The sequence below is a fragment of the Micromonospora sp. NBC_01699 genome (assembly GCF_036250065.1).
Taxonomy (GTDB): domain Bacteria; phylum Actinomycetota; class Actinomycetes; order Mycobacteriales; family Micromonosporaceae; genus Micromonospora_G.
Genome location: NZ_CP109199.1, coordinates 5,341,918 through 5,365,942, shown reverse-complemented (window position 1 = coordinate 5,365,942; position 24,025 = coordinate 5,341,918). Strand labels below are relative to the sequence as shown.

At 74.8% G+C, this 24,025-nt stretch carries 8 protein-coding genes; 7 read left to right on the top strand and 1 reads right to left on the bottom strand.

The window, feature by feature from the left end:
• Positions 1-37: 37 nt before the first annotated feature.
• On the top strand, positions 38-988 hold the full coding sequence (locus OG792_RS21765) for an ACP S-malonyltransferase (RefSeq protein ID WP_329101695.1): 951 nt from the start codon (positions 38-40) through the stop codon (positions 986-988).
• Between the two features lie 23 nt (positions 989-1,011).
• Here the strand turns inward: OG792_RS21765 and OG792_RS21760 are convergent, their stop codons facing one another.
• Positions 1,012-1,260, bottom strand: a complete 249-nt coding sequence (locus tag OG792_RS21760; protein WP_329101693.1) for an acyl carrier protein — start codon at positions 1,258-1,260, stop codon at positions 1,012-1,014.
• 101 nt (positions 1,261-1,361) lie between these two features.
• Between OG792_RS21760 and OG792_RS21755 the strand changes: the two genes are divergently transcribed.
• The 6 genes from OG792_RS21755 (at position 1,362) to OG792_RS21730 (ending at position 24,009) form a co-directional block, all read left to right on the top strand.
• The gene (locus OG792_RS21755; protein WP_329101691.1) at positions 1,362-2,933 is read left to right on the top strand and encodes an AMP-binding protein; all 1,572 of its coding nucleotides are present in this window, start codon (positions 1,362-1,364) and stop codon (positions 2,931-2,933) included.
• Between the two features lie 118 nt (positions 2,934-3,051).
• Positions 3,052-4,581 carry an AMP-binding protein gene (locus OG792_RS21750; RefSeq protein WP_329101689.1) on the top strand — a complete coding sequence of 510 codons (1,530 nt, stop codon included), beginning with the start codon at positions 3,052-3,054 and terminating at the stop codon, positions 4,579-4,581.
• A complete protein-coding gene (locus OG792_RS21745) occupies positions 4,578-5,849 on the top strand; it encodes a type III PLP-dependent enzyme (RefSeq protein ID WP_329101688.1) in 1,272 nt (423 codons plus the stop codon). Before OG792_RS21750 ends, OG792_RS21745 begins: the two co-directional genes overlap by 4 nt.
• Complete coding sequence (locus OG792_RS21740; protein WP_329101686.1) at positions 5,836-6,303, top strand: cobalamin B12-binding domain-containing protein; 468 nt, start codon at positions 5,836-5,838, stop codon at positions 6,301-6,303. The genes OG792_RS21745 and OG792_RS21740 overlap by 14 nt, the downstream gene beginning before the upstream one ends.
• Positions 6,304-6,329: 26 nt before the next feature.
• Positions 6,330-7,610, top strand: coding sequence for a methylaspartate mutase (locus OG792_RS21735; RefSeq protein ID WP_442932492.1), 1,281 nt, complete (start codon positions 6,330-6,332; stop codon positions 7,608-7,610).
• Between the two features lie 157 nt (positions 7,611-7,767).
• Entirely contained in the window at positions 7,768-24,009 is a 16,242-nt protein-coding gene (locus OG792_RS21730) for a type I polyketide synthase (protein WP_329101682.1), read from the top strand.
• Positions 24,010-24,025: the final 16 nt, after the last annotated feature.

The window sequence follows — 24,025 nt, the reverse complement described above, 5'->3', positions numbered from 1 at the left end:
CACACTCGGTGTCAATTCCGCGAACAGGGAGAAGCTGATGGAAACCACCCGGACGACAGGGCTCAGCGCGATGGTCTTCCCGGGGATGGGGCCCACCCCGTTCGCGACCGTCGCCAAGTTCCTCCTGGTCAACAAGCATGCGCGGGCACTGCTGACGACCGCCGACGACGTGCTGGGCTACTCGGTGTTCGACCGGCTCCGGGAGACCGACGGCGACTACTCCGAGGCCGCCCAGGTCGCCTTCCTGGTCACCTGTCTGGGCATGGCGCAGTGGGCCGAGGCCGAACTGGGGGTGACCCCTGCCGTCTGCACCGGGCCCAGCTTCGGCGCGAAGGCCGCGACGGCGTACTCGGGTTCGCTGAGCTTCGCCGAGGTGGTGCGGCTGACCGCCGACCTGGCCCGGTGCGAGCACGACTACTTCGCCCAGCACCACAGCGACGTGGTCACCCACTCGTTCCTGCGTACGCCGCCGCGGCTGCTCGCCGAGGTGCTGCGCGAGCTGGAGGAGCTGGGCGAGCCGTACGAGATCTCGTGTTACGTCGACGAGGACTTCTACATGGTCTCGCTGCGGGAGGCGCGGCTGGAGTGGTTGCAGCAGCGGCTGCGGTCGGCCGGCGGGCTGCCGCTCTACACGATGCGTCCGCCGATGCACTCGGCGGCGTTCGCGCCGCTGCGTGAGCGGGTCGAGCGGGAGATCATGCGGGACGTCGTGTTCGCCGATCCGGCCCTGCCGATCGTCGCCGACCAGGACGGCGCGGTGCTCACCACCGCCGCCGAGGTGCGCAAGCTGCTGCTGGACGGGATCGTGCGGCCGGTGCGCTGGCCGGAGGTGGTGGCGTCGCTACAGCGCCAGGGGGTGGACACGGTCCACATCGCCGGGCCGGACAGCATGTTCGGCCGGGTGCGGGCCACCAAGCGGGCGTTCACGACGGTCGACCTGCACCCGCGGCTGGCGTTGCGCCCCCGGCCGCGGGCGGCGGCTGCCTGACCGGGCGGGCCCGGCCGGGCGGTTCAGATCGCCGGGGCCAGGAGTTTGGACAGCTCGCCCCAGAGCACGGCCGGGGTCGCGAACGTCTCCAGGCTCAGTGCCTCGTCCATGAACCGCACGTCGTAGTGGCTCTCCAGGGCGGTCATCAGCTCGACCACGCCCATCGAGTCCAGACCCAGATCGCGCAGATTGGTGTCGGCGGAGAGCGCCCGACCGGCCGGCTGGAACGGCAGGAACGAGCTGACGAGTTCCTCGAACTGTTCATCCCACATGAGACACCCGCATTCGTCGGTGACGGCTGGCCTCGACATAAGCCCATCGCCGCGCGGCCACACAACCCCAGGTGACCCCCTATTCCCTCGGAGGACCCCCGATGACCGGCGACGCCGATCCCGCGCTGCACGCGCGTTTCCTGCGCGGGCTCGCCAGCTCACCCGACCGCGACGCGCTGCGGGTCGGCGGGCGTGCTGTCACCTACCGTGAGCTGCACGAGTTGGCGTCGCGGTGGGCCGGGACACTGCTGACCGCACTGCCGGTGACCGCACTGCCGGGTCCGCGGCCGGCGGTCGGGGTGCTGGCCACCAAGGACATCATCGCGTACGCGGGTGTGCTGGCCGGCCTCTACACCGGTGCGGCCGTGGTGCCGCTGCACCCCGACTTCCCGCCCGCCCGTACCGGGGCCATGCTGGCGGCGGCCGGGGTGTCCGTGGTGCTCGCCGACGACCGGGGCCTGGCCGTGCTTGAGGAGTTGGCCTCCACCGGTGTCGACGTGGCGGTGTACGCGCCGGACCTGCCCGATCCCGACCCGGCCACGGCGGTACGGCGGATCGTCGCCCACCCCGGCGACCGGCTGGCCGAGCCCCGGCCGGTGAGCGGTTCCGATACCGCGTACGTCCTGTTCACGTCGGGGTCGACGGGGCGGCCGAAGGGGGTGCCGATCAGCCACGCCAGCACCCGCCACTACTTCGACCTGATGTCCACCCGGTACGGGTTCACCTCGTCCGACGTGTTCTCGCAGACGTTCGACCTGAACTTCGACTGCGCCATGTTCGACCTGTTCTGCGCCTGGGACGCGGGTGCGGTGGTGCAGGCGGTGCCGGCGGCGGCGTACCGGTCGCTGCCCCGGTTCGCCGCCGACACCGGCCTGACCGTGTGGTTCTCCACCCCCAGCGCCATCGCCCTGATCCGCCGGATGGGCGGCCTGGCCCCCGGCGGGCTGCCCGGCCTGCGCTGGAGCCTGTTCGCCGGTGAGGCGCTCAAGGCCGCCGACGTCGCCGACTGGTTGGCGGCGGCCGACGCGTCCACGGTGGAGAACATCTACGGGCCGACCGAGCTGACGGTGACCGTGTCCGGGCACCGCTGGGACCCGCGACGCTCGCCCGACCTGTGCGTCAACGGGCTCGTGCCGATCGGCGCGGTGCATCCGGGGCACGACCACCTGCTGCTGGCACCGGACGGCGGGATCGCGGCCGACGAGGGTGAGCTGTGTGTCACCGGGCCGCAGATGACCGCCGGATACCTCGACCCGGCCGACGACGAGGGCCGGTTCCTGAAGCGCGACGGCAGGCTGTGGTACCGCACCGGGGACCGGGTCCGGCGGCTGCCCGGCGACGAGCTGATCTACCTGGGGCGGCTGGACGCGCAGGTGCAGGTCGGCGGCGTACGGGTCGAGCTGGCCGAGATCGAGCACGCGTTGCGCGGCTGCGACGGCGTACAGGATGCGGCGACCGTCACCCGGTCGGGTGAGCGCGGCACCGAGCTGGTGGCGTTCTACACCGGGCGGCCGGTGCCCCCGGTGGACCTGGCCCGCCGGCTGCGGCAGACCCTGCCCGCCGCGATGGTGCCCCGCCAATACCGGCATCTCGACGAGTTCCCGCTCAACCCCAACCGCAAGATCGACCGGTCGCGGCTGGCCGCCGAGGCCGCCGAGCCGGGGACGGACTAGGGGTACGCGGCCCAACTTAGGGGTGTGAGCGGCGCGGACCGGCTGGATAGCTTCTCGACGGACGGGTGTCGGTGTCGACCGTCGCGCGTCGGTCCTGCTGCGAACGGAGAGCGTCATCGTGGATCCCCGGGACGGCCGGTCAGCCGGAGCCGCAGCCCCACCGAGCCTGGTGCACGAGCTGCTGGACGACACCGCGACGCGTACGCCCGACGCCGTCGCCGTGGTCGACGCGGTCGGCGAGCTGACCTACCGCGAGTTGGCCCGGCTGAGCGTGGGCTTCGCGCACTGGCTGCGCGGGCGCGGTGTCGCGGCCGGGGAGCGGCTGGTGACGCAGCTGCCCAGCGACCGCCGGCTGGTAGCGATGTTCTACGGGGCGTCGCGGGCCGGCGTGGTGTTCGTGCCGCTAAACCCGGCGATGAAGGAGTTCCACCTGGTGTCGGTGTTCGCCAACGCGCAACCGGCGCTGGTGCTCGCCGACGCGCCCTCGGTCGGGCGGCTGGGGCGGATCAGCCCGGCGCCGGTGCACGACCTGGCCGAGATCTGGGACGAGGTGCGGTCGCTGGCCGACCGGCCGGCGGAGCCGGTCGAGGTGCGCCCCGACGACGTCGCCGTACTGATCTACACCTCGGGCAGCACCGCCGCGCCGAAGGCGGTCATCGGCCCGCACGCGCAGGTCGTCTTCGCCTGCCGCGCCATCCAGCAGGTGCTCGGCTACCGGCCCGACGACGTGGTGTTCTGCCGCTTCCCGCTGTCCTGGGACTACGGCCTCTACAAGGTGCTGCTGTGCTGCCTCGGCGGCAGTCGGATCGTGCTGGCCGGCGAGGAGTCCGACCTGGTGCTGCTCAGCCGGATGCGGGAGACCGGTGCGACGGTGGTGCCGATCGTCCCGTCGCTCGCCACCATGATCACCACGATGGCGCCCCGGCACCGCGAGCTGCCCCGGGTACGGATGTTCACCAACACCGGCGCCGCGTTGCCGGCCACCACCATCGCCGCGCTGCGAGAGTTCTTCCCCGGCACGCGGGTGGTGCGCCAGTTCGGGCAGACCGAGTGCAAGCGGGTGTCCATCATGCCGCCCGAGCGCGACGGCGAGTTGCCGCTGTCGGTCGGTCTGCCGCTGCCCGGCACCACCGTGCACATCCTGGACGACGACGGTGCCCCGGTGCCCACCGGCGACGTCGGCGAGATAGTGGTCAGTGGCCCGCACGTCATGCCCGGCTACTGGCGCATGCCGGAGCTGTCGGCGCGTACGTTCCGTCCCGACCCGGACGGCGCCGGCCCGCGCCTGCACACCGGTGACTACGGATGCCTCGACGCCGACGGCTACCTCTACTTCGAGGGGCGCCGCGACGACATGTTCAAACGCAAGGGCATCCGGATGGGCACGCTGGAGATCGAGGCGGCGGCCATGGACATCCTCGGCGTACGCGCGGCGGCGGTGCTGCCCCCCGACGGCGACCGCGACCTGGTGATCTTCGTGGAGAGCGACGACCTCGCGCCGCACGTCGTACTGAAGGAGCTGGCCCAGCGGCTGGAACTGGCCAAGGTCCCGGCGATCTGCCGGGTGCTGCCACAGCTGCCGATGACGCTGCACGGCAAGAACGCGCGCGACGCGCTGACCCGACTGCTGGACGGAGAGCCGGCATGACCCGCCACGCCGCCCTCGCTGCCCGTTACGGCACCCCGCTCTACGTCTACGACCTCGACGAGGTCGCCCTGGCCCGGCACGAGCTGTTCACGGCACTGCCGGACGGCGCCGAGCTGTTCTACGCGTTCAAGGCCAACCCGCATCCGGAACTGGCCCGAGCGCTGCGCGAGGGCGGCGAGCGCGGCTGCCGCGCCGAGATCAGCTCCACCGGTGAACTGGCCGCCGCGCTGACCGCCGGTTACCGCGCCGAGGAGTGCCTCTACACCGGACCCGGCAAGACCATCGGCGAGTTGCACGAGGCGATCGGTCGCGGCGTACGGGTGTTCTCCACCGACTCGGTGACCGACGTACGGCGGGTCGGCGCGGTCGCGGCGGCCCACGGCGTCGTCGCCGACTGCCTGCTGCGGATCAACAGCGCCGACGCCAGCGCCACCACCAGCATCCGGATGACCGGCACCCCGTCACAGTTTGGCTTCGACAGCGAGACCCTGGCCGAGGCGATGCCGTCGCTGCGCCGGGCCGACGGGGTACGGCTGGCCGGCATGCACCTGTTCCCGCTGAGCAACGCCCGCGACGAGGACGCCCTGATCGGCGAGTTCGAGCACACCATCGAGCTGGCCGCGCGCCTGTCCGCCGCGCTGGAGCTGCCGCTGCGGCTGCTGGACATCGGCGGCGGATTCACCGCCCCGTACGGTGTGCCCGGTCGTCGTGGGTCGTACCCGAACCTGCGCGACCGGCTGGAGACCGCGCTGGACCGGCACCTGCCGGGCTGGCGGTCCGGTGCGCCCCGGATCGCGTTCGAGTCCGGGCGGTTCCTCGTCGGCGCCGCCGGCACCCTGGTCACCGAGGTCAGCAACGTCAAGATCAGCCGGGGACGTCGTTACGTCATCGTGGACGCGGGCATCAACACCTTCGGCGGCATGTCCGGCCTGGGCCGGCTGATGCCGGTCGCGGTGGCGCTGGAGCTGGAGCCGGACGGCCCGACCGAGCGGGGCACCCTCGTTGGCCCGCTGTGCACCCCCGGCGACCTGCTCGGCCGGGAGATCGCGCTGCCCGCCGACCTGGAACCCGGCGACCTGGTCGAGATTCCCAACACCGGCGCGTACGGGGTGACCGCCAGCCTGCTGATGTTCCTGGGCCGCCCGGCGCCGCTGGAGGTGCTGCTGCGGTCCGGCGAGGTGGTGTCGGCGTCGCGGATCGAGCACCACCGCTCCCACCAGCCGGTGCCGTACGCGCGAACGGTGGTCGAGGCCGGTGCCCTCGGCTGAGCCCGCCGCCGCCCGCGGCACCGTGATCGTCAGCGGCCTGGTCTCCGACGCGCACACCTGGAACCTGGTGTTCCTGCAACTGCTGCTGGAGGAACAGGGCTACCGGGTGGTGAACCTGGGCCCGTGCGTACCCGAGCAACTGCTGGTCGACGAGTGCGCCCGGCTGGCCCCGACGCTGGTGGTGCTCAGCAGCGTCAACGGACACGGCTACGCCGACGGCCTGCGCGCGATCGCCGCCCTGCGGGCCGCACCGGAGCTGGCCGGGCTGCCGGTTGTCATCGGGGGCAAGCTCGGCGTGTCCGACGACGACTCCGGGCGGGCCCGCGAGCTGGCCGAGGCCGGCTTCGACTCGGTGTTCACCGGCGGGCCCGACGAGCTGACGCAGTTCGCGGGCTACCTGACCCGGCTGCGGCCGGGGTCGGCGCCGGCCGACGCGCCCGCGGTCGCGGCGTGAGCGGACTCCGGTCGCCCCGCGCCGACGTGCCGGCGCCGGGCGGTACGCCGGTCGACTTCGGCGCGTTCGTCCGGGCCGCCGCCGCGCGCGGGGAACTGGTCGTCCAACCCCGGATGGGGTTCGGCGCCCCGGCCCGGATGCGGTTCGGTCTGGCCGCGACGAAGGCCGCCCGAGCCACCTCCGTCGGCACGATCACGCTGGACAGCTACACCCGGGTCGGCGACCTCGCCGCGGCCTCGGCCGCGCTGCGCGACGGTACGCCGCTCAACGGGTACCCGATCGTCACCCACGATCCGGCGGTCACCGGGCAGGTGCTCGCCGGGATCCGGGACGAGACGTTCCCGGTGCAGGTGCGGCACGGGTCGGCGGTGCCCGGTGACATCTTCGCGGCGCTGACCGCCCTGCGGATCAACGCGACCGAGGGCGGCCCGGTGTCGTACTGCCTGCCGTACGGGCGTACGCCGCTGGCGGTGTCGGTGCGCAACTGGGCCGACTGCGCGGCGCGGTTCGCCGGGCTGCGCGAGTTGGGTGTCGAACCGCACCTGGAGACGTTCGGCGGGTGCATGCTGGGCCAGCTCGCCCCGCCCGCGCTGCTGGTGGCGCTGAGCGTGCTGGAGGCGCTCTTCTTCCACCAGCACGGGGTGCGCAGCGTCTCGGTCAGCTACGCCCAGCAGGTCAACCAGGACCAGGACGTCGAAGCCGTGTACGCGCTGCGCCGGCTCTGCGCCCAGCTGCTGCCCACCCCGAACTGGCACGTGGTGATCTACGCGTACATGGGTGTCTACCCGCAGACCGACGAGGGCTGCTACCGGCTGCTGGGTAAGGCGGCCGAGCTGGCCCGCGCCACCGGATCCGAGCGCCTGATCGTCAAGACCGTCGCCGAGGCGCGGCGCATCCCGACCACCCAGGAGAACGTCGCCGCCCTGGAGTACGCCGCCGCGGTCGCCGCCCGTACCGCCCCCGACACCGGTCGCGACGGCGGCGAGGCGGCACCGGTGTACCGGCAGGCGCGGGCCCTGATCGACGCGGTGCTCGAACTCGACTCCGACATCGGCCGGGCACTGCTGGCCGCGTTCGCGCGGGGCTACCTGGATGTGCCGTACTGCGTGCACCCCGACAACGCCGGGCGGGCCCGCAGCTACCTGGACGAGCAGGGCCGACTGGACTGGGCCGACCTCGGCGCGCTGCCGCTGGCCGGGCTCGTCGACACCGCCGGGCGGCGCGGCCGGGTCACCTCGGCGGGCCTGCTGGCCGACCTGTCGTACGTGCGTCGCCGCTACGACGGGGAGCCGGCCCCGCCCCGCTGAACCGGGGTCACCCCTCACTGTGGCGGGTCGACCTTTCAGGGGTCGGCTAGGGGTGGAGCGGGTCACGGCGGCCTGCTTACCGTGCCGCGTACGTGCGTGTTCGCCAGTTCCGGCCGAGGCCCGTCCGCGTTCTCGCGGCGGGTCGGGGAGAGTGTGGGTGCTTGCAGTGAGCGACTCCAACAGCTTCGTGACGGGGCCGGACGCCGACGGAACCGCCCGGCGGGCCGCACTGGCCGCCCGGCTCGCCGGGCTCGCCGCACCGGACCAGAATCGCGAACTGGTGGCGCTGGTCTGCGCGCAGACCGACGCCGCGCTGCGCCACTCCCGGCCCGACGAACAGCCCCGGGTCGAGGCGTACACCTCGTTCCGCGACCTCGGGGTGGACTCGCTGGCCCTGGTCGACCTCCAGGCGCGGCTGAACGAGGCGACCGGGCTGGCCATGCCGCCGACGGTCGCGTTCGACCATCCCACCCCGGCGCTGCTCGCCGAGTACCTGCGTACCCGGTTGTTGGGCCGGTCCGCCGAGGTGGCGCAACCGGCACCCCGGCCGGCGGACGCCTCCGCCGCCGACGACCCGGTGGTGGTCGTCGGCATCGGCTGCCGCTTCCCGGGTGAGATCTACTCCCCGGAGGACCTGTGGCGGTTGGTGGCCGAGGAACGCGAGGTGCTGGCGCCGTTCCCCACCGACCGGGGCTGGGACCTGGACAACATGTTCGACGCCGACCCCGGCGCGACCGGCCGCAGCTACGTCGACCGGGGCGGCTTCCTGTCCACCGGCACCGGGTTCGACGCCGACTTCTTCGGCATCAGCCCGCGTGAGGCGCTGGCCATGGACCCGCAGCAGCGGGTGGTGCTGGAGACGGCGTGGGAGGCCCTGGAACGGGCCGGTATCGACCCGCTGCGCCTCAACGGCAGCCTGACCGGCGTCTTCGTCGGCGCCGAGGTGCACGAGTACGGCCCGCGCGTGCACGAGGCCCCGGAGGGGCTCGACGGCTACCTGATGACCGGCAACGCCCCGAGCCTGGCCTCCGGCCGGGTCGCGTACGTGCTGGGCCTGGAGGGGCCGGCGGTCACCGTGGACACCGCCTGCTCCGGCTCGATCGTGTCGCTGCACCTGGCCGTGCAGGCGCTGCGCCGGGGCGAGTGCGATCTGGCGCTGGTCGGCGGTGTCGCGGTGATGGGCAGCCCCGGCATGTTCACCGCGTTCAGCCGCCAGCGGGGCCTGGCCCCGGACGGGCGGGTCAAGGCGTTCGCGGCCGCCGCCGACGGCACCGGCTTCGCCGAGGGCGTGGGCCTGCTGGTGGTGGAGCGGCTGTCGGCGGCCCGCCGCCGGGGGCACCGGGTGCTGGCCGTGGTCCGTGGCTCGGCGGTCAACTCCGACGGCGCCAGCAACGGCCTCACCGCCCCCAGCGGCACCGCCCAGCAGCGCCTGATCCGTCAGGCCCTGGCCGACGCCGGGTTGCGCCCGGCCGACGTGGACGTGGTCGAGGCGCACGGCACCGGCACCACGCTGGGCGACCCGATCGAGGCGCAGGCGATCATCGCCACGTACGGGCAGGACCGTCCGGCCGGCAGCCCGCTCTGGCTCGGCTCGGTCAAGTCGAACCTGGGCCACACCCAGGCGGCCGGTGGGGTCGCCAGTGTGATCAAGATGATCATGGCGATGGCGCACGAGACCCTGCCCACCACCCTGCACGTTGACGCCCCGTCGCCCAACGTGGACTGGACCGCCGGCAACGTACGGCTGCTCACCGGCCCGGTGGACTGGACCGCCGTCGGGGACCGCCCGCGTCGGGCGGGGGTGTCCGCGTTCGGCATCAGCGGCACCAACGCCCACGTCATCCTGGAACAGCCCCCGGCCGAGCCGGAGCAGCCGGCCACCGCCACGTACCCGGCCGCGCCCGCCGCCGTGGTGCTGTCCGCCCGGCACCCCGACGCGCTCCGCGCCCAGGCAGGGCGGGTGCTGTCCCTGCTGGACACCACCGCCCCGGACCTTACCGACCTCGGCTACTCCCTCGGCGCGACCCGGGCGGCGCTGCCGCACCGCGCCGTCCTCGTCGCCGACGACGCCGACGAGCTGCGCCGCGCGCTGACCGCCCTGGCGGCGGGCGAACCCGCCGGGCACACCGGTACGGCCACCAGCGGCGGCACCGCGTTCCTGTTCACCGGCCAGGGCAGCCAGCGGCCCGGCATGGGCCGGCGCCTCTACGAGACCCACCCCGTCTTCGCCGACGCGCTCGCCGAAGCCATCGGCTACCTCGACCTGCAACTCGACGTCTCCCTGTGGGATGTGCTGTTCGCCGCCGAGGACACCGCGCCGGCGCGGCTGCTGGAGCAGACCCGTTACGCCCAGCCCGCCCTGTTCGCCGTCGAGGTCGCCCTCTACCGGCTGCTCGAATCCTGGGGCGTACGACCCGACTACCTCGCCGGACACTCGATCGGCGAGATCGCCGCCGCGCACGTCGCCGGGGTGCTGTCCCTGGACGACGCCGCCACCCTCGTCGCCGCCCGTGGCCGCCTGATGTGGCAGCTACCCGAGGGCGGCGCCATGGTCGCGGTGCAGGCCACCGAGGACGAGGTCACGCCGCTGCTCACCGACGGCGTCACCGTGGCCGCGGTCAACGGCGACAACTCCGTGGTGCTTTCCGGCGTACGGGAGCAGGTGCTGCGGCTGGCCGACCGGTTCGCCGAACAGGGCCGGCGGACCAATCGGTTGCGGGTCAGTCACGCCTTCCACTCCCCGCTGATGGAACCGATGCTGGCCGAGTTCCGCCGCGTCGCGCAGGTCCTCACGTACCACCCGGCCCGGCTGCCGATCGTCTCCACCGTCACCGGCCTGCCCGCCACCGACGACCAGCTCGGCTCACCCGAATACTGGGTCGAGCACGTGCGCGCGGCAGTACGCTTCCGCGACGCCGTACGCCGCCTCGCCGACCAGGGCGTGGACACGTTCCTCGAACTCGGACCCGACGCGGTCCTGTCCGGCCTGGGACCCGGCTGCCTGCCCGCCGACACCTCCGCGATCTTCGTCCCGGTGCTGCGCCGCGACCGCGACGAGCCGCGCGCCCTGGTCGACGCGGTCGCCGCCGTACACGTGCGCGGCGGCGCCGTCGACTGGGCCGGCTTCTACACCGGGCGCGGTGCCCGGCGCCTCGACCTGCCGCCGTACCCGTTCCAGCGCAGGCGGTTCTGGCTCACCCCGGTCACCGGCGGCGACGCCACCGGACTCGGCCAGTCCGCCGCCGAGCATCCGCTGCTCGGTGCGCTGGTCGGGCTGGCCGGCGACGACGGGCTGGTGCTGACCGGACGGCTGTCGCTGCGTACCCACCCGTGGCTGGCCGACCACGTGATCGGCGGCGCGGTGCTGCTGCCGGGCACCTGCTACCTGGAGTTGGCGATCCACGCCGGTGACCGGGCCGGCTGCGGCACAGTCGAGGAACTGACCATGGCCGCCCCGCTGGAACTGCCCGCCGCCGGCGGTGTCGCGGTGCAGGTCGCGGTCGGTGCGGCGGGGGCGGACGGTCGACGTACCGTCGAGATCTGGTCTCGACCGGACGCGGACCCGGACGGCTGGACCCGGCACGCCGGCGGCGTGCTCGCCCCGGCCCCGACCGGCGTCGCCGCCGATTTGACCGCGTGGCCGCCGCCCGGCGCGCAGCCGATCGACGTCGGCGGGCTCTACCCCGGCCTCGCCGGGCAGGGCTACGGGTACGGGCCCGTGTTCCAGGGCGTGCGCGCCGCCTGGCGGCTCGGCGGCGAGGTGTACGCCGAGGTCGCGCTGCCCGAGGCAACCCGGAGTCAGGCCGCCTCGTACGGTCTGCACCCGGCGCTGCTCGACGCGGCCCTGCACCTCACCGACCTCGCCACCGGCCCCGACGCCGGCACCGCCCGCGATGGGCGCACCCGGTTGCCGTTCGCCTGGACCGGCGCGACCCTGCACGCCGGTGGCGCGAACGCGCTGCGGGTCCGGATCACCGCCACCGGGCCCGACGAGGTGAGCCTGCACCTGGCCGACCCGACCGGCGGGCCCGTCGCGACCATCGACTCCTACCTGGTCCGTCCCGTCGCCGCCGACCGCACCGGCACCGGCCCGGTCCGGCGCGGCAACCTGCACGCGGTCCGGTGGACCGACCTGACCCTGCCGGCGGTCCCGGCCACGACACCCGTCGAGATCGGACACCTCGGCGACGGCCCGGTGCCGGCCTTCGTGCTGGCCCGGATCGACCCGCCGGCCACCTCCGGCCATGTTGCCGCCGTCGACCCCGCTGCCGCCGACGCGGCGAACGCCGTCCACGCGGCCCCCGACGACCTGCCGGCGGCGGTGCGCGCGGCGACGGCGCGGACGTTGACGCTGATCCGGTCGTGGCTGGCCGACGAACGTTACGCGCGGGCCACCCTCGTCATCGCGACCCGCGCCGCCGTCCCGGCCGCCGGCGCCGCCGTCGACCTGGCCCAGGCCCCGGTCTGGGGCCTGGTGCGCGCCGCGCAGGCCGAGCACCCCGGCCGGTTCGTGCTGGCCGACCTCGACACCGACACCATCCCGCCGGTGCTGGCCGCCGCGTTGGCCACCGGCGAGCCCGAACTCGCCGTACGCGGCACCGCCGCCTACGCGCCCCGCCTGACCCCGCTCGAAGCCACCGCCACCCCGTGGCGGCACGGCGACGGCACCGTCCTGATCACCGGCGGCACCGGCGGCATCGCCAGCCACCTGGCCCGGCACCTGGTGACCGTGCACGGCGTACGCCACCTGCTGCTGGCCGGTCGCCGAGGCCCGGCCGCCCCCGGCGCGACCGACCTGCGCGCCGAACTCGAACGGCTCGGCGCGTCGGTGACCGTCGCCGCCTGCGACACCGCCGACCCGGTCGCGCTGCGCGCCCTGCTCGACCGGATCGACCCGGCGCACCCGCTCACCGGCGTCGTGCACGCCGCCGGGGTGCTCGACGACGGCCTGCTCGGCACGCTCACCCCGGACCGCCTGGACGCGGTGCTCCGGCCGAAGGTGGACGCCGCCTGGCACCTGCACCAACTCACCCGCGAACACCCACTGCGGATGTTCGCCCTGTTCTCCTCGACCGCCACCCTGTTCGACAACGCCGGCCAGGCCGGCTACGCCGCCGCCAACGTGTTCCTCGACGCGCTCGCCGCGCACCGGCACGCGGCGGGGCTGCCCGCCACGTCGCTGGCCTGGGGCCTGTGGAGCGACGCGGGCGGCATGGGCGCCGGGTTGGACGACGCCGCCCGGCGCCGGCTGGACCGCTCCGGTGTGCTGTCCCTGACCGCCGCCGACAGCCTGCCGCTGTTCGACGACGCCCTCGGCTGCGGCGAACCGGCGGTGGCCCCGGTCCGCCTCGACCTGCCCGCCGTACGCCGTCGCACCGACGGTGTCCCGGCGCTGCTGCGCGGCCTGGTCCGCCCGCCGGCCCGCCGCGCCGCCCAGGCCGCGCCGCCGGCCGCCGGGGACGCCTTCGCCGGGCTCGACGCCGGACAGCGCCGGGACGCGCTGCTCACGCTGGTCCGGCGGCACGTCGCCGAGGTGCTCGGCCACGACGGCGCCACGGCGATCGGCCCGAGCCGCCCGTTCACCGAGATCGGCTTCGACTCGCTGGCCGCGGTGGAGCTGCGGAACCGGCTCAACGCGGCAACCGGCCTGCGGCTGACCGCCACCCTCACGTTCGACTACCCGACCCCGGCCGCGCTGACCGCGTACCTCGACGGGGTCCTGCGCGGGGCGTCGGCCGTACCGGCGCGGGCCGTGGCCGCCGCGCCGCGCGACACCGACGACCCGATAGCGATCGTGGGCATGGCCTGCCGCTACCCCGGTGGGGTCAGCTCGCCCGAGGACCTGTGGCGGCTCGTCGCCGACGGCGTCGACGCGGTGTCGCCGTTCCCGGCCGACCGTGGCTGGCCCGCCGACCTGTACGACCCGACCCGCACCGTCGCGGGCCGCAGCCACACCCGCGAGGGCGGCTTCCTGCACGACGCCGCCGAGTTCGACGCCGCGTTCTTCGACATCAGCCCCCGTGAGGCGCAGGCCATGGACCCGCAGCAGCGGCTGCTGCTGGAGGTCGCCTGGGAGACTCTCGAACGCGCCGGGATCGACCCGCACACGCTGCGCGGCAGCGACACCGGTGTCTTCGCCGGCGTCATGTACCACGACTGGGGCCTGCGGCTGGGCCCGATGCCCGAGGAGGTCGCCGGTTACCTCGGCAACGGCAGCCTGGCCAGCGTCGTGTCCGGCCGGGTCGCGTACGCGCTGGGCCTGGAGGGGCCCGCCGTCACCGTCGACACCGCCTGCTCGTCGTCGCTGGTCGCGCTGCACTGGGCGGCTCAGGCGCTGCGCGGCGGCGAGTGCTCGCTCGCCCTGGCCGGTGGCGTCACCGTCATGTCCACCCCGGACACCTTCGTCGACATGAGCCGCCAGGGCGGGCAGGCCCCCGATGGGCGCTGCAAGTCCTTCGGCGCCGGGGCCGACGGCACCGGCTGGGCCGAGGGCGTCGGCGTACTGCTGCTGGAACGGCTCTCCGACGCGCGGCGCCACGGCCACCGGGTGCTGGCCCTGGTACGCGGCTCGGCCGTCAACTCCGACGGCGCCTCGAACGGGCTCACCGCCCCCAATGGGCCGTCCCAGCAGCGGGTCATCCGGCAGGCGCTGGCCTCGGCCGGGCTCGACACCGGCGACGTCGACGCGGTCGACGGCCACGGCACCGGCACCACCCTCGGTGACCCGATCGAGGCGCAGGCGCTGCTGGCCACGTACGGCCAGGGCCGTGCCGAGGGCAGCCCGCTCTGGCTGGGCTCGGTGAAGTCGAACCTCGGCCACGCCCAGGCCGCCGCCGGCGTCGCCGGTGTGATCAAGATGGTCCAGGCGATGCGGCACGGCGTACTGCCCCGCACCCTGCACGCCGACGAACCGTCGCCCGAGGTGGACTGGTCCACCGGTGCGGTCGCGCTGCTGAGCGACCGGGTCGACTGGCCGCGGACCGGCAGGCCGCGCCGGGCCGGGGTGTCGTCGTTCGGCATCAGCGGCACCAACGCCCACGTGATCCTGGAACAGGCTCCCGCCGCCGACCCCGTGCCCGCGACGGCCGCCCCCACCGGCCCGCTGCCGTGGGTGCTGTCGGCCCGCTCCCGGCAGGCCCTCGCCGCGCAGGCGGCCCGACTGCGCGAGGCACTGCCCGGCACCGACGCCGCCCCGGCCGCCATCGCGGCGGCGCTGGCCACCACCCGCGCCGCCCTCGAACACCGGGCCGTTGTCGTGGGCGCCGACCTCTTCGAGGCCGTGTCCGGGCTGGACCGCCTCGCGGGCGGCGAGGGCATCGCCGACGAGGCGGGTCCGGGCCGCCTGGCCATGCTGTTCACCGGTCAGGGCGCGCAGCGTCTCGGCATGGGCCGCGAGCTGTACGCCGCGTACCCGGTCTTCGCGTCGGTGTTCGACGAGGTCCTCACCGAGTTCGACACCCACCTCGATCGCCCGTTGCGTGACGTGATCTGGGGCGAGGACCAGGAGTTGTTGAACCGGACCGGTTACGCCCAGTGCGCCCTGTTCGCGGTGGAGGTGGCCCTGTTCCGACTCCTCGACGACTGGGGTGTGCGGCCGGACTACCTGGCCGGTCATTCGATCGGTGAGTTGTCCGCCGCGTACGTGGCGGGGGTGTGGTCGTTGCCGGACGCGGTCCGGTTGGTGGCGGCGCGCGGTCGGCTGATGCAGGCGTTGCCGTCCGGTGGGGTGATGGCGTCGATCCAGGCGACCGAGGCCGAGGTCGCCGAGGTGCTTGCCGGGGTCGGGGACGAGACGGTCGGCATCGCGGCGATCAACGGTCCGGAGTCGATAGTGGTCTCCGGGGCCGGCGACGCGGTTCTCGCGGTGGTGACGCACTTCGAGGGCCTGGGTCGACGGGTCGGCTGGCTCAGGGTGTCGCACGCCTTCCACTCGCCGCTGATGGACCCGATGCTGGCCGAGTTTGCCGAGGTCGCCGCCGGCCTGGACTACGCGCCGCCGACGATCCCGATCGTGTCGAACCGGACCGGTGCCCCGGTCACGGCCGACGAGCTGACCTCACCGGACCACTGGGTCCGGCACGTACGCGAGCCGGTGCGGTTCTCCGACGGCGTACGCGAACTGGCGGCGCACGGCGTCACCACCATGATCGAGATCGGCCCCGACGCGGTGCTGTCCACGCTCGGCCGGCACACGGTCGACGACGACGTGGCCTTCGTCAGCCTGCAACGGCGCGGCCGCCCCGAGGCCGGGGAACTGCTCGCCGGGGTCGGCCGGGCCTATGCCCGGGGGCATCACGTCGACTGGGCCGCCTACTTCGCCGGGCAGCACACCGGCACGGTCGACCTGCCGACGTACGCCTTCCAGCGCCGTCGCTACTGGCTCGACAGCGGACTCGCCACCGCCCGCGACGTCACCTCCGCCGGCATCGACAGCGTCGAGCATCCGCTGCTCAGCGCCGTCATCGCCACCCCGGACAGTGGGGGAGTGGTGCTCACCGGGCGGCTGTCGCGCGACAGCCACGGCTGGCTGTCCGACCACGAGGTGCTCGGCGCCGTACTGCTGCCCGGCACCGGTTTCGTGGAGCTGGCCCTGCGGGCCGGGCAGGAGGCCGGCTGCGCCCGGATCGAGGAGCTGACCATCGAGGCGCCGCTGCTGCTGCCGGCCACCGGCGGGGTGTCGGTGCGGGTGGTGGTCGGTCCCGACGGCGACGGCTCGCGGCGGCCGGTGCACATCCACTCGCGCGCCGAGCACGGCGACCGCTCCTGGCTGCGCCACGCCACCGGAACCCTCAGCCCGGCACCCGGCAGCACACCCACCGCGCCGCCGACCGCCTGGCCGCCCGCCGGCGCCACCCCGATCGGCGACGACGCCTACCGGCGGCTGGCCGCACGCGGCTACCGCTACGGTCCGGTCTTCCAGGGACTCCAGCGGGCCTGGCGGCACGGCGACGACCTCTGGGCCGAGGTCGCGCTGCCGCAGTCCGCCCGGGCCGACGCCGCCCGGTGCGCGCTGCACCCGGCGCTGCTCGACGCGGCGATGCACGCCGACCTGCTGGACGACCAGGACAGCACGCTGCTGCCGTTCGCCTGGACCGGCGTCAGCCTGCACGCCACCGGCGCCACCACACTGCGGGTGCACCTGCGCCGGCTGCGCGGCGACGAGCTGACCGCGATCACCGTCACCGACGACGCGGGACACCCGGTCCTGTCCGTGGACGCGCTGGCCTCCCGGCCGGTGTCCGCCGCCCAACTCGACCGGGCCGGGCAGGCCGCCGCCCTGTGGCGGCTCGACTGGCAGCCCGCCGCGACCCCGGCCACCGTCGACGGTGACCTGGCCACCCTCGCCGACGCACCGCCCGCCACGGCGGCGGTGCTCGCCGTCGGCACGCCCGCCGGGGACGTGCCCACGGCGGTGCGTACGGTCACCCACCAGGTGCTGGGCTCGCTGCACGCGTGGCTCGCCGACGAGCGTCACGCCACCGCCACCCTGCTCGTGCTCACCACCGGTGCCGTCGCCGCGACCGGCGCCGACACCGTCGACCCCGTCCAGGCCCCGGTCTGGGGACTGGTACGCGCCGCCCAGGCCGAACACCCCGGCCGGTTCGTGCTCGCCGACACCGACGGCACCGACGCCTCGACCGCGCTCGCCCCGGCCGTCGCCGCCGGCACCGAACCGGAGGTGGCACTGCGCGCCGGGAAGGTGCTCACCCCCGGGCTGAACCGGATCGAACCGGCCCCCGTCGCCGGCCCGTGGGCGGGCGACGGCACGGTGCTGATCACCGGTGGGCTCACCGGCATCGGCGCGCTGATCGCCCGACACCTGGCCGCCGAGCACGGCGTACGCCACCTGCTGCTCACCGGGCGGCGCGGCCCGTACACCCCCGGTGCCGCCGAGCTGCGCGCCGACCTGGCCGCGCTCGGTGCCGACGTCACCATCGCCGCCTGCGACGTCGCCGACCGGTCGGCGCTGGTACGGCTGCTCGCCGACGTGTCGGCCGAGCACCCGCTCACCGCCGTCGTGCACGCCGCCGGCACCGCCGACAGCGCCCTGGTCGACGCGCTCACCCCGCAGCGCCTGGACACCGTGCTCGCCCCGAAGGTCGACGGTGCCTGGCACCTGCACGAACTCACCCGCGACCTGGACCTGCGCGCCTTCGTGCTGCTCTCCTCGGCCGGCGGCACCGTGCTCGCCGCCGGCCAGGGCAACTACGCCGCCGCCAACGTGTTCCTCGACGCCCTCGCCGCGCTCCGGCACGCCGAGGGACTGCCCGCGGTCGCGCTCGGCTACGGCATGTGGGCGCTGGACAGCGGTCTCGGCGCCGAAATCACCGACGCCGACCTGGACCGGGTGGCCCGGCTCGGCCTGCCCGCGCTGACCGCCCCGCAAGCCCTGGCGCTGCTCGACGCCGCCCTGTGCGGTACGGACCCGGTGGTGCTGCCGCTGCGCGTCGACCACGACGCGTTGCGCGCCCGTACCGGTGAACCGCCCGCCGCGCTGCGCGGCCTGGTCCGGCCCCCGGCCCGGCGCGCCAACCCGGCCGGCACCGCCCCGGGCAGCGGTGCGTTGCGCGGCCGGCTGACCGGTCAGGGTGCGGCACAGCGGCGACGTACGCTGCTCGAACTTGTCCGTGGCGCGGTGGCCGGGGTGCTCGGCCACCCCGACCTCGACGCCGTCGGCCCCGACCGGGCGTTGCGCGAACTCGGCTTCGACTCGCTCGCCGCGGTCGAACTGCGCAACGCCCTCAATTCGAGCACCGGCCTGCGGCTGCCCGCCACCCTCGCGTTCGACCATCCGACCGCCCGCGCCATCGCCGAGCTGATCGACACCACCTTCGGCGGGTCGGCGACCGGCCCGGCCGCGCCCACCGCCGTTCCCGTCACCGCCGCCGACGACCCGATCGCGATCGTCGCGGTGAGCTGCCGGTTCCCGGGCGGTGTCCGCTCCGCCGAGGACCTGTGGCGGCTCGTCGCCGAGGGCCGCGACGCCGTCGGCGAGTTCCCCGGCGACCGTGGTTGGGACATCGATTCCCTGTACGACCCGGAGCCGGGCCGCGCCGGGCACACCTACGTACGCGAGGGCGGGTTCCTGTCCGGCGCGACCGAGTTCGACCCCGAGTTCTTCGGCATCATGCCCCGCGAGGCGCTGGCCATGGACCCGCAGCAGCGGCTGCTGCTCCAGGGCTCGTGGGAGGCGTTCGAGTCGGCCGGGATCGACCCGACCACCATGCGCGGCAGCAACACCGGCGTGTACGTCGGCGTCATGTACCACGACTACGGCAGCCGCCTGCCCGAGCCGCCCGAGGACCTCGCCGGTTACCTCGGCAACGGCAGCGCCGGCAGCATCGCCTCCGGCCGGGTCGCGTACGCCCTCGGGCTGGAGGGGCCCGCCGTCACCGTCGACACCGCCTGCTCGTCGTCGCTGGTCGCGCTGCACATGGCCTGCCAGGCGCTGCGGTCGGGCGAGGTGTCGATGGCGCTGGCCGGTGGCGTCACCGTGATGCCGACCCCGGACATCTTCGTCGACTTCAGCCAGCAGCGCGGCCTGTCCGCCGACGGCCGCTGCCGCGCGTTCGCCGGGGCGGCCGACGGCACCGGCTGGGCCGAGGGCATCGGCCTGCTGCTGGTCGAGCGCCTGTCCGACGCCCGCCGGCTGGGTCACCCCGTGCTCGCCGTGGTGCGCGGTTCGGCGATCAACCAGGACGGGGCGTCGAACGGGCTCACCGCCCCCAACGGGCCGTCCCAGCAGCGTGTCATCCAACGGGCGCTGGCCGGCGCCGGGCTGTCCGTCACCGACGTGGACGCCGTCGAGGGCCACGGCACCGGCACCCGACTCGGCGACCCGATCGAGGCGCAGGCACTGCTGGCGACGTACGGGCAGGGGCGGGCCGGGGGCAGCCCGCTGTGGCTCGGCTCGATCAAGTCGAACATCGGTCACGCCCAGGCCGCCGCCGGGGTCAGCGGTGTGATCAAGATGGTGATGGCGCTGCGCCACGAGCTGCTGCCCCGTACGTTGCACGTCGATGAGCCCTCGCCGCAGGTCGACTGGGCCACCGGAGACGTACGGCTGCTCACCGAACCGGTGCCGTGGCGGCGCGACGGCCGGCCCCGCCGTGCCGGCGTCTCCTCGTTCGGGCTCAGCGGCACCAACGCCCACGTCATCATCGAGGAGGCCCCGGCCGACCCGGACGCGGCGCCGGCCCCGACGCCGCGACCCGCCGGCCCGGCCGTGCCGCTGACCGTGTCGGCCCGCACCGCCGCGACCCTGGCCGAACAGGCCGACCGCCTGCACGAGCACCTGCTCGGCAACCCGGCCCTGGACCTCGCCGACGTCGGCTACTCGCTGGCCGCCGGACGCGCCATGCTGGAGCACCGGGCCGTCCTGCTGGCCACCGACCGCGCCGCCGCGCTCGCCGCGCTGCACGACCTGGCCCGGGGCCAGGAGAGCACGGCGGCGACCGTCGTCACCGGCACCGCCGTCGGTGACGGGCTGACCGCGTACGCGTTCTCCGGTCAGGGTGCGCAGCGCGCCGGCATGGGCCGCGGCCTGTACGCCGCCTACCCGCCGTTCGCCGCCGCGCTGGACGAGGTCTGCAAGCACCTCGACCCGCTGCTCGGGCGCTCGCTGCGGGACCTGATGTTCGCTGACGCCGACGACCCGCAGGCCGAGTTGCTGCACCAGACCGCCTACACGCAGAGCGCGCTGTTCGCCTACGAGGTGGCCCTGCACCGGCTGCTCGTCGCCTGGGGCCTGGCCCCGGACGTCGTGCTCGGGCACTCCGTCGGTGAGATCGCCGCCGCGCACGTGGCGGGCGTGTTCACCCTCGCCGACGCGTGCGCGCTCGTCGCCGCGCGCGGCCGGCTCATGGGGGCCCTGCCGGCCGGTGGCGCGATGGTCGCCGTACAGGCCACCGAGGACGAGGTGACCGGCCTGCTCACCGGTCGGGTCGGGGTCGCCGCCGTCAACGGCCCGCACTCGGTGGTGCTCTCCGGTGAGGAGGGTGGCGTCGCCGAGGTGGCCGCCCGGTTGGAGGCGATGGGCCGACGCACCACCCGCCTGCGCGTCTCGCACGCGTTCCACTCGCCGCTGATGGAACCGATGCTGGCCGGGTTGGGCGAGGTCGCTCGCACCCTGTCCTATCACGAGCCGCTGCTGCCCGTGGTGTCGAACGTGACCGGGGCGCTCGCCGCACCCGGCGAGCTGTCCGCACCCGGTTACTGGGTGCGCCACGTACGCGACGCGGTCCGCTTCGCCGACGGCGTCGCCGCCCTCGACGGGCTCGGGGTGACCCGGGTGCTGGAGATCGGCCCCGACGCGGTGCTCACCGCACTCGTGGCGAGCGTGCCGACCAGCCTGGACCGGCTCGTCGTGCCGACCGCCCGGCGCGGCGTCGACCCGACCGAGGTGCTGCTCACCTCCCTGGCCCGGCTGCACTGCGCGGGTGTCACCCCGGACTGGGCGGCGCTGTTCGCCGGCGCCCGCCGCGTCGAGCTGCCCACGTACGCCTTCGAACGGCGCCGGTTCTGGCTCGCGGCGCCCGCCGGCCGCACCGCCGACGTGGTCGACCTCGGCCAGGCACCCGCCCGTCACCCGCTGCTCAGCGCCGTGATCGCCGATCCGGAGACCGACGGGGTGGTGCTCACCGGCCGGCTCAGCCTGCACACCCAGCCGTGGCTCGCCGACCACGACGTGCTCGGCACCGTGCTGCTGCCCGGCACCGGCTACGTCGAACTGGCCGTACGCGCCGGGGAGGAGGTCGGCTGCCCCGTGATCGACGAGCTGACCATCGAGGCGCTGATGCCGCTGCCGCGTACCGGGGGAACCGCCGTGCAGGTGACCGTGGGTGGGGCCGACGCGTCCGGGCGCCGGTCGGTGACCGTCCACTCCCGCGTCGAGGACGCCGCCGCGCACGTGCCGTGGACCCGCCACGCCTCCGGCGTGCTCGGACCGGTCGGTGACCGGGTGCCCACCCCGTCGACCGAGGCGTGGCCGCCGCCGGGCGCGCAGAGCGTCGACATCACCGATGTCTACGACTACCTGACCAGCCAGGGCTACCACTACGGCCCGATGTTCCGGGGCCTGAAGGCGGTCTGGCGCCGGGACCGGGAGATCTTCGCCGAGGTCGCGCTGCCCGACGACGCCGCCGACCAGGCCGCCGGGTTCCGGGTGCACCCGTCGCTGCTCGACGCCGCGCTCAGCGCCACCGACTTCCTCGGCGGCCGCAAACCGCAGGACATCGGCGCGTCGCAGCTGCCGTTCGCGTGGACCGGCGTCTCCGTACATCACGGCGGCCTGGCCCGGTTGCGGGTCCGGATCAACTGGGTCGGTTCGGACAGTTCCGTCGGCTCCGACGCCGTACGCCTCGACCTGTCCGACACCGCCGGCAACCCCGTCGCCACCGTCGAGTCGCTGGTCGTACGCGCGGTCACCCCGGACCGGGTCGCCGCCGCGGCCGCCGCGTCCACCGGCACCCGGCTGCACGAGTCGCTGTTCCGGGTCGGCTGGACCAGCCTGCCCACCGGCACCGCACAGGACGCCGTCGCCGGGGACTGGGCGGTGCTCGGTACCGACACGTTCGGCCTCGGCCTGCCCGTACACGCCGACCTCGGCGCGCTGGCCGCCGCGATCCCCGTACCGCAGCTCGTGTTGCACGACGTCAGCGCGGCGCTCGCCGGGTCCGGGCCGGTACCGCCGCCCACGGCCGGTGTCCGGGCGGCGCTCGACCACGTGCTCACCCTGGTCCGGGCCTGGTTGGCCGACAACCGCTGGCAGCGTTCGCGGCTGATGCTGGTCACCCGTGGCGCGGTCAGCGTCGACGGGATTCCCGCCGACCTGGCCCAGGCGCCGGTGGCTGGCCTGATCCGGGCCGTCCAGCAGGAACACCCGGACCGGATCCTGCTCGTCGACCTCGACGACGGCGCCCGGATCACCCCGCCGCTCGCCGCTCTCGGCGAACCCGAACTCGCCGTACGCGGCGCCGACGTGCGGGTGCCCCGGCTCACCCCGGTGCCCGCCGTCGACACCGAACGCAGCACCGCGCCCTGGGACCCGTCCGGCACCGTGCTGGTCACCGGTGGCACCAGCGGCCTCGGTGCCCTGGTGGCGCGGCACCTGGCGACCGTCCACGGCGTACGCCAGCTGCTGCTGACCAGCCGCAGCGGCGCGGCGGCCCCGGCTGCCGCGGGCCTCGTCGCCGAACTGACCGCGCTCGGCGTGCACGTGCGGGTCGCCGCCTGCGACGTCGCGGACCGCGCCGACCTGGCCGAGCTGCTCGCGGCCGTGCCCGCCGCGCACCCGCTGCGCGGGGTCGTCCACGCCGCCGGGGTGATGGACAACGCGCTCACCGAGCAGATCACCGCCGAGCAGGTCGACCGGGTCCTGCGACCCAAGGTCGACGGTGCCTGGCACCTGCACGAGCTGACCGCCGGGCTCGACCTGACCGCGTTCGTGCTGTTCTCCTCGATCTCCGGGCTTGCCCTGGGCGCCGGGCAGGGCAGTTACGCGGCGGCCAACCGGTTCGCCGACGCGCTGGCCGCGCACCGCCGCGCCGAGGGCCTGCCCGCCACCGCCCTGGTGTTCGGGCTGTGGACCACCCAGACCGGCCTCGGCGGCCCCGGCCTCGACGTCGGGCAGGAGGAGCAGCGCCTCGTCCGCCTCGGCATGCCGCCGATGTCGTCGGCCGAGGGGCTGGTGCTGTTCGACGAGGCCGTGGCGATGGACGAACCGGTGCTGGTGCCGATGCGGGTCGACCCGCCCGCGCTGGCCGCGAATGCGTCGGCCGTCTCGGCGATCTTCCGTGAACTCGCCGGCCGCGCCGTTACCCGGCCGGTCCGGGCCGGCACGCCGGCCCCGGCCCGCCCCGCCGCCGCCCCGGCGGCCAACACCGCCAGCCTGGAGCAGCGCCTGGCCGGTCTGTCACCCGCCGAGCGCGACCAGGTCCTGCTTGATCTGGTACGCACCCACGTCGCCGCCGTACGCCACGACGAACCGCACGCCATCGACGTGCAGCGCGGCTTCACCGAGATGGGACTGGACTCGCTGGCCGCGATCGAGCTGCGTAACCGGTTGCAGGCCGCCGCCGGTATCCGACTGCCCGCCACCCTGATGTTCGACTACCCGAATCCGGTGACGCTGGCGGCTTTCCTGCTCACCGAACTGCTGCCGGGCCTGCCCGCGCCGGCCGCACCGCTGGACGACGACGCGGTCCGGGCCCTGCTGGCGTCGCTGACCCCGGCCGCGCTGCGCGCCTCCGGCCTGCTCGACAGCCTCGTCGCGCTGGCCGGCCCGTTGGCCACGCCCGACCCGGCCGCGCGAGCGACCACCGACAACAGCGACGCGATCCAGAACATGGCCGTCGACGACCTGGTACGGGCCGCGCTGGCCGGCACCGACGCCGACTGAGCCGGGGAGGCTGAGT

What these genes read in the sequence shown, in the direction of transcription:
- OG792_RS21765 (WP_329101695.1), top strand. Translation starts at nt 38, where the DNA reads ATGGAAACCACCCGGACGACAGGGCTCAGCGCGATGGTCTTCCCGGGG.
- OG792_RS21755 (WP_329101691.1), top strand. Translation starts at nt 1,362, where the DNA reads ATGACCGGCGACGCCGATCCCGCGCTGCACGCGCGTTTCCTGCGCGGG.
- OG792_RS21760 (WP_329101693.1), bottom strand. Translation starts at nt 1,260, where the DNA reads ATGTGGGATGAACAGTTCGAGGAACTCGTCAGCTCGTTCCTGCCGTTC.
- OG792_RS21745 (WP_329101688.1), top strand. Translation starts at nt 4,578, where the DNA reads ATGACCCGCCACGCCGCCCTCGCTGCCCGTTACGGCACCCCGCTCTAC.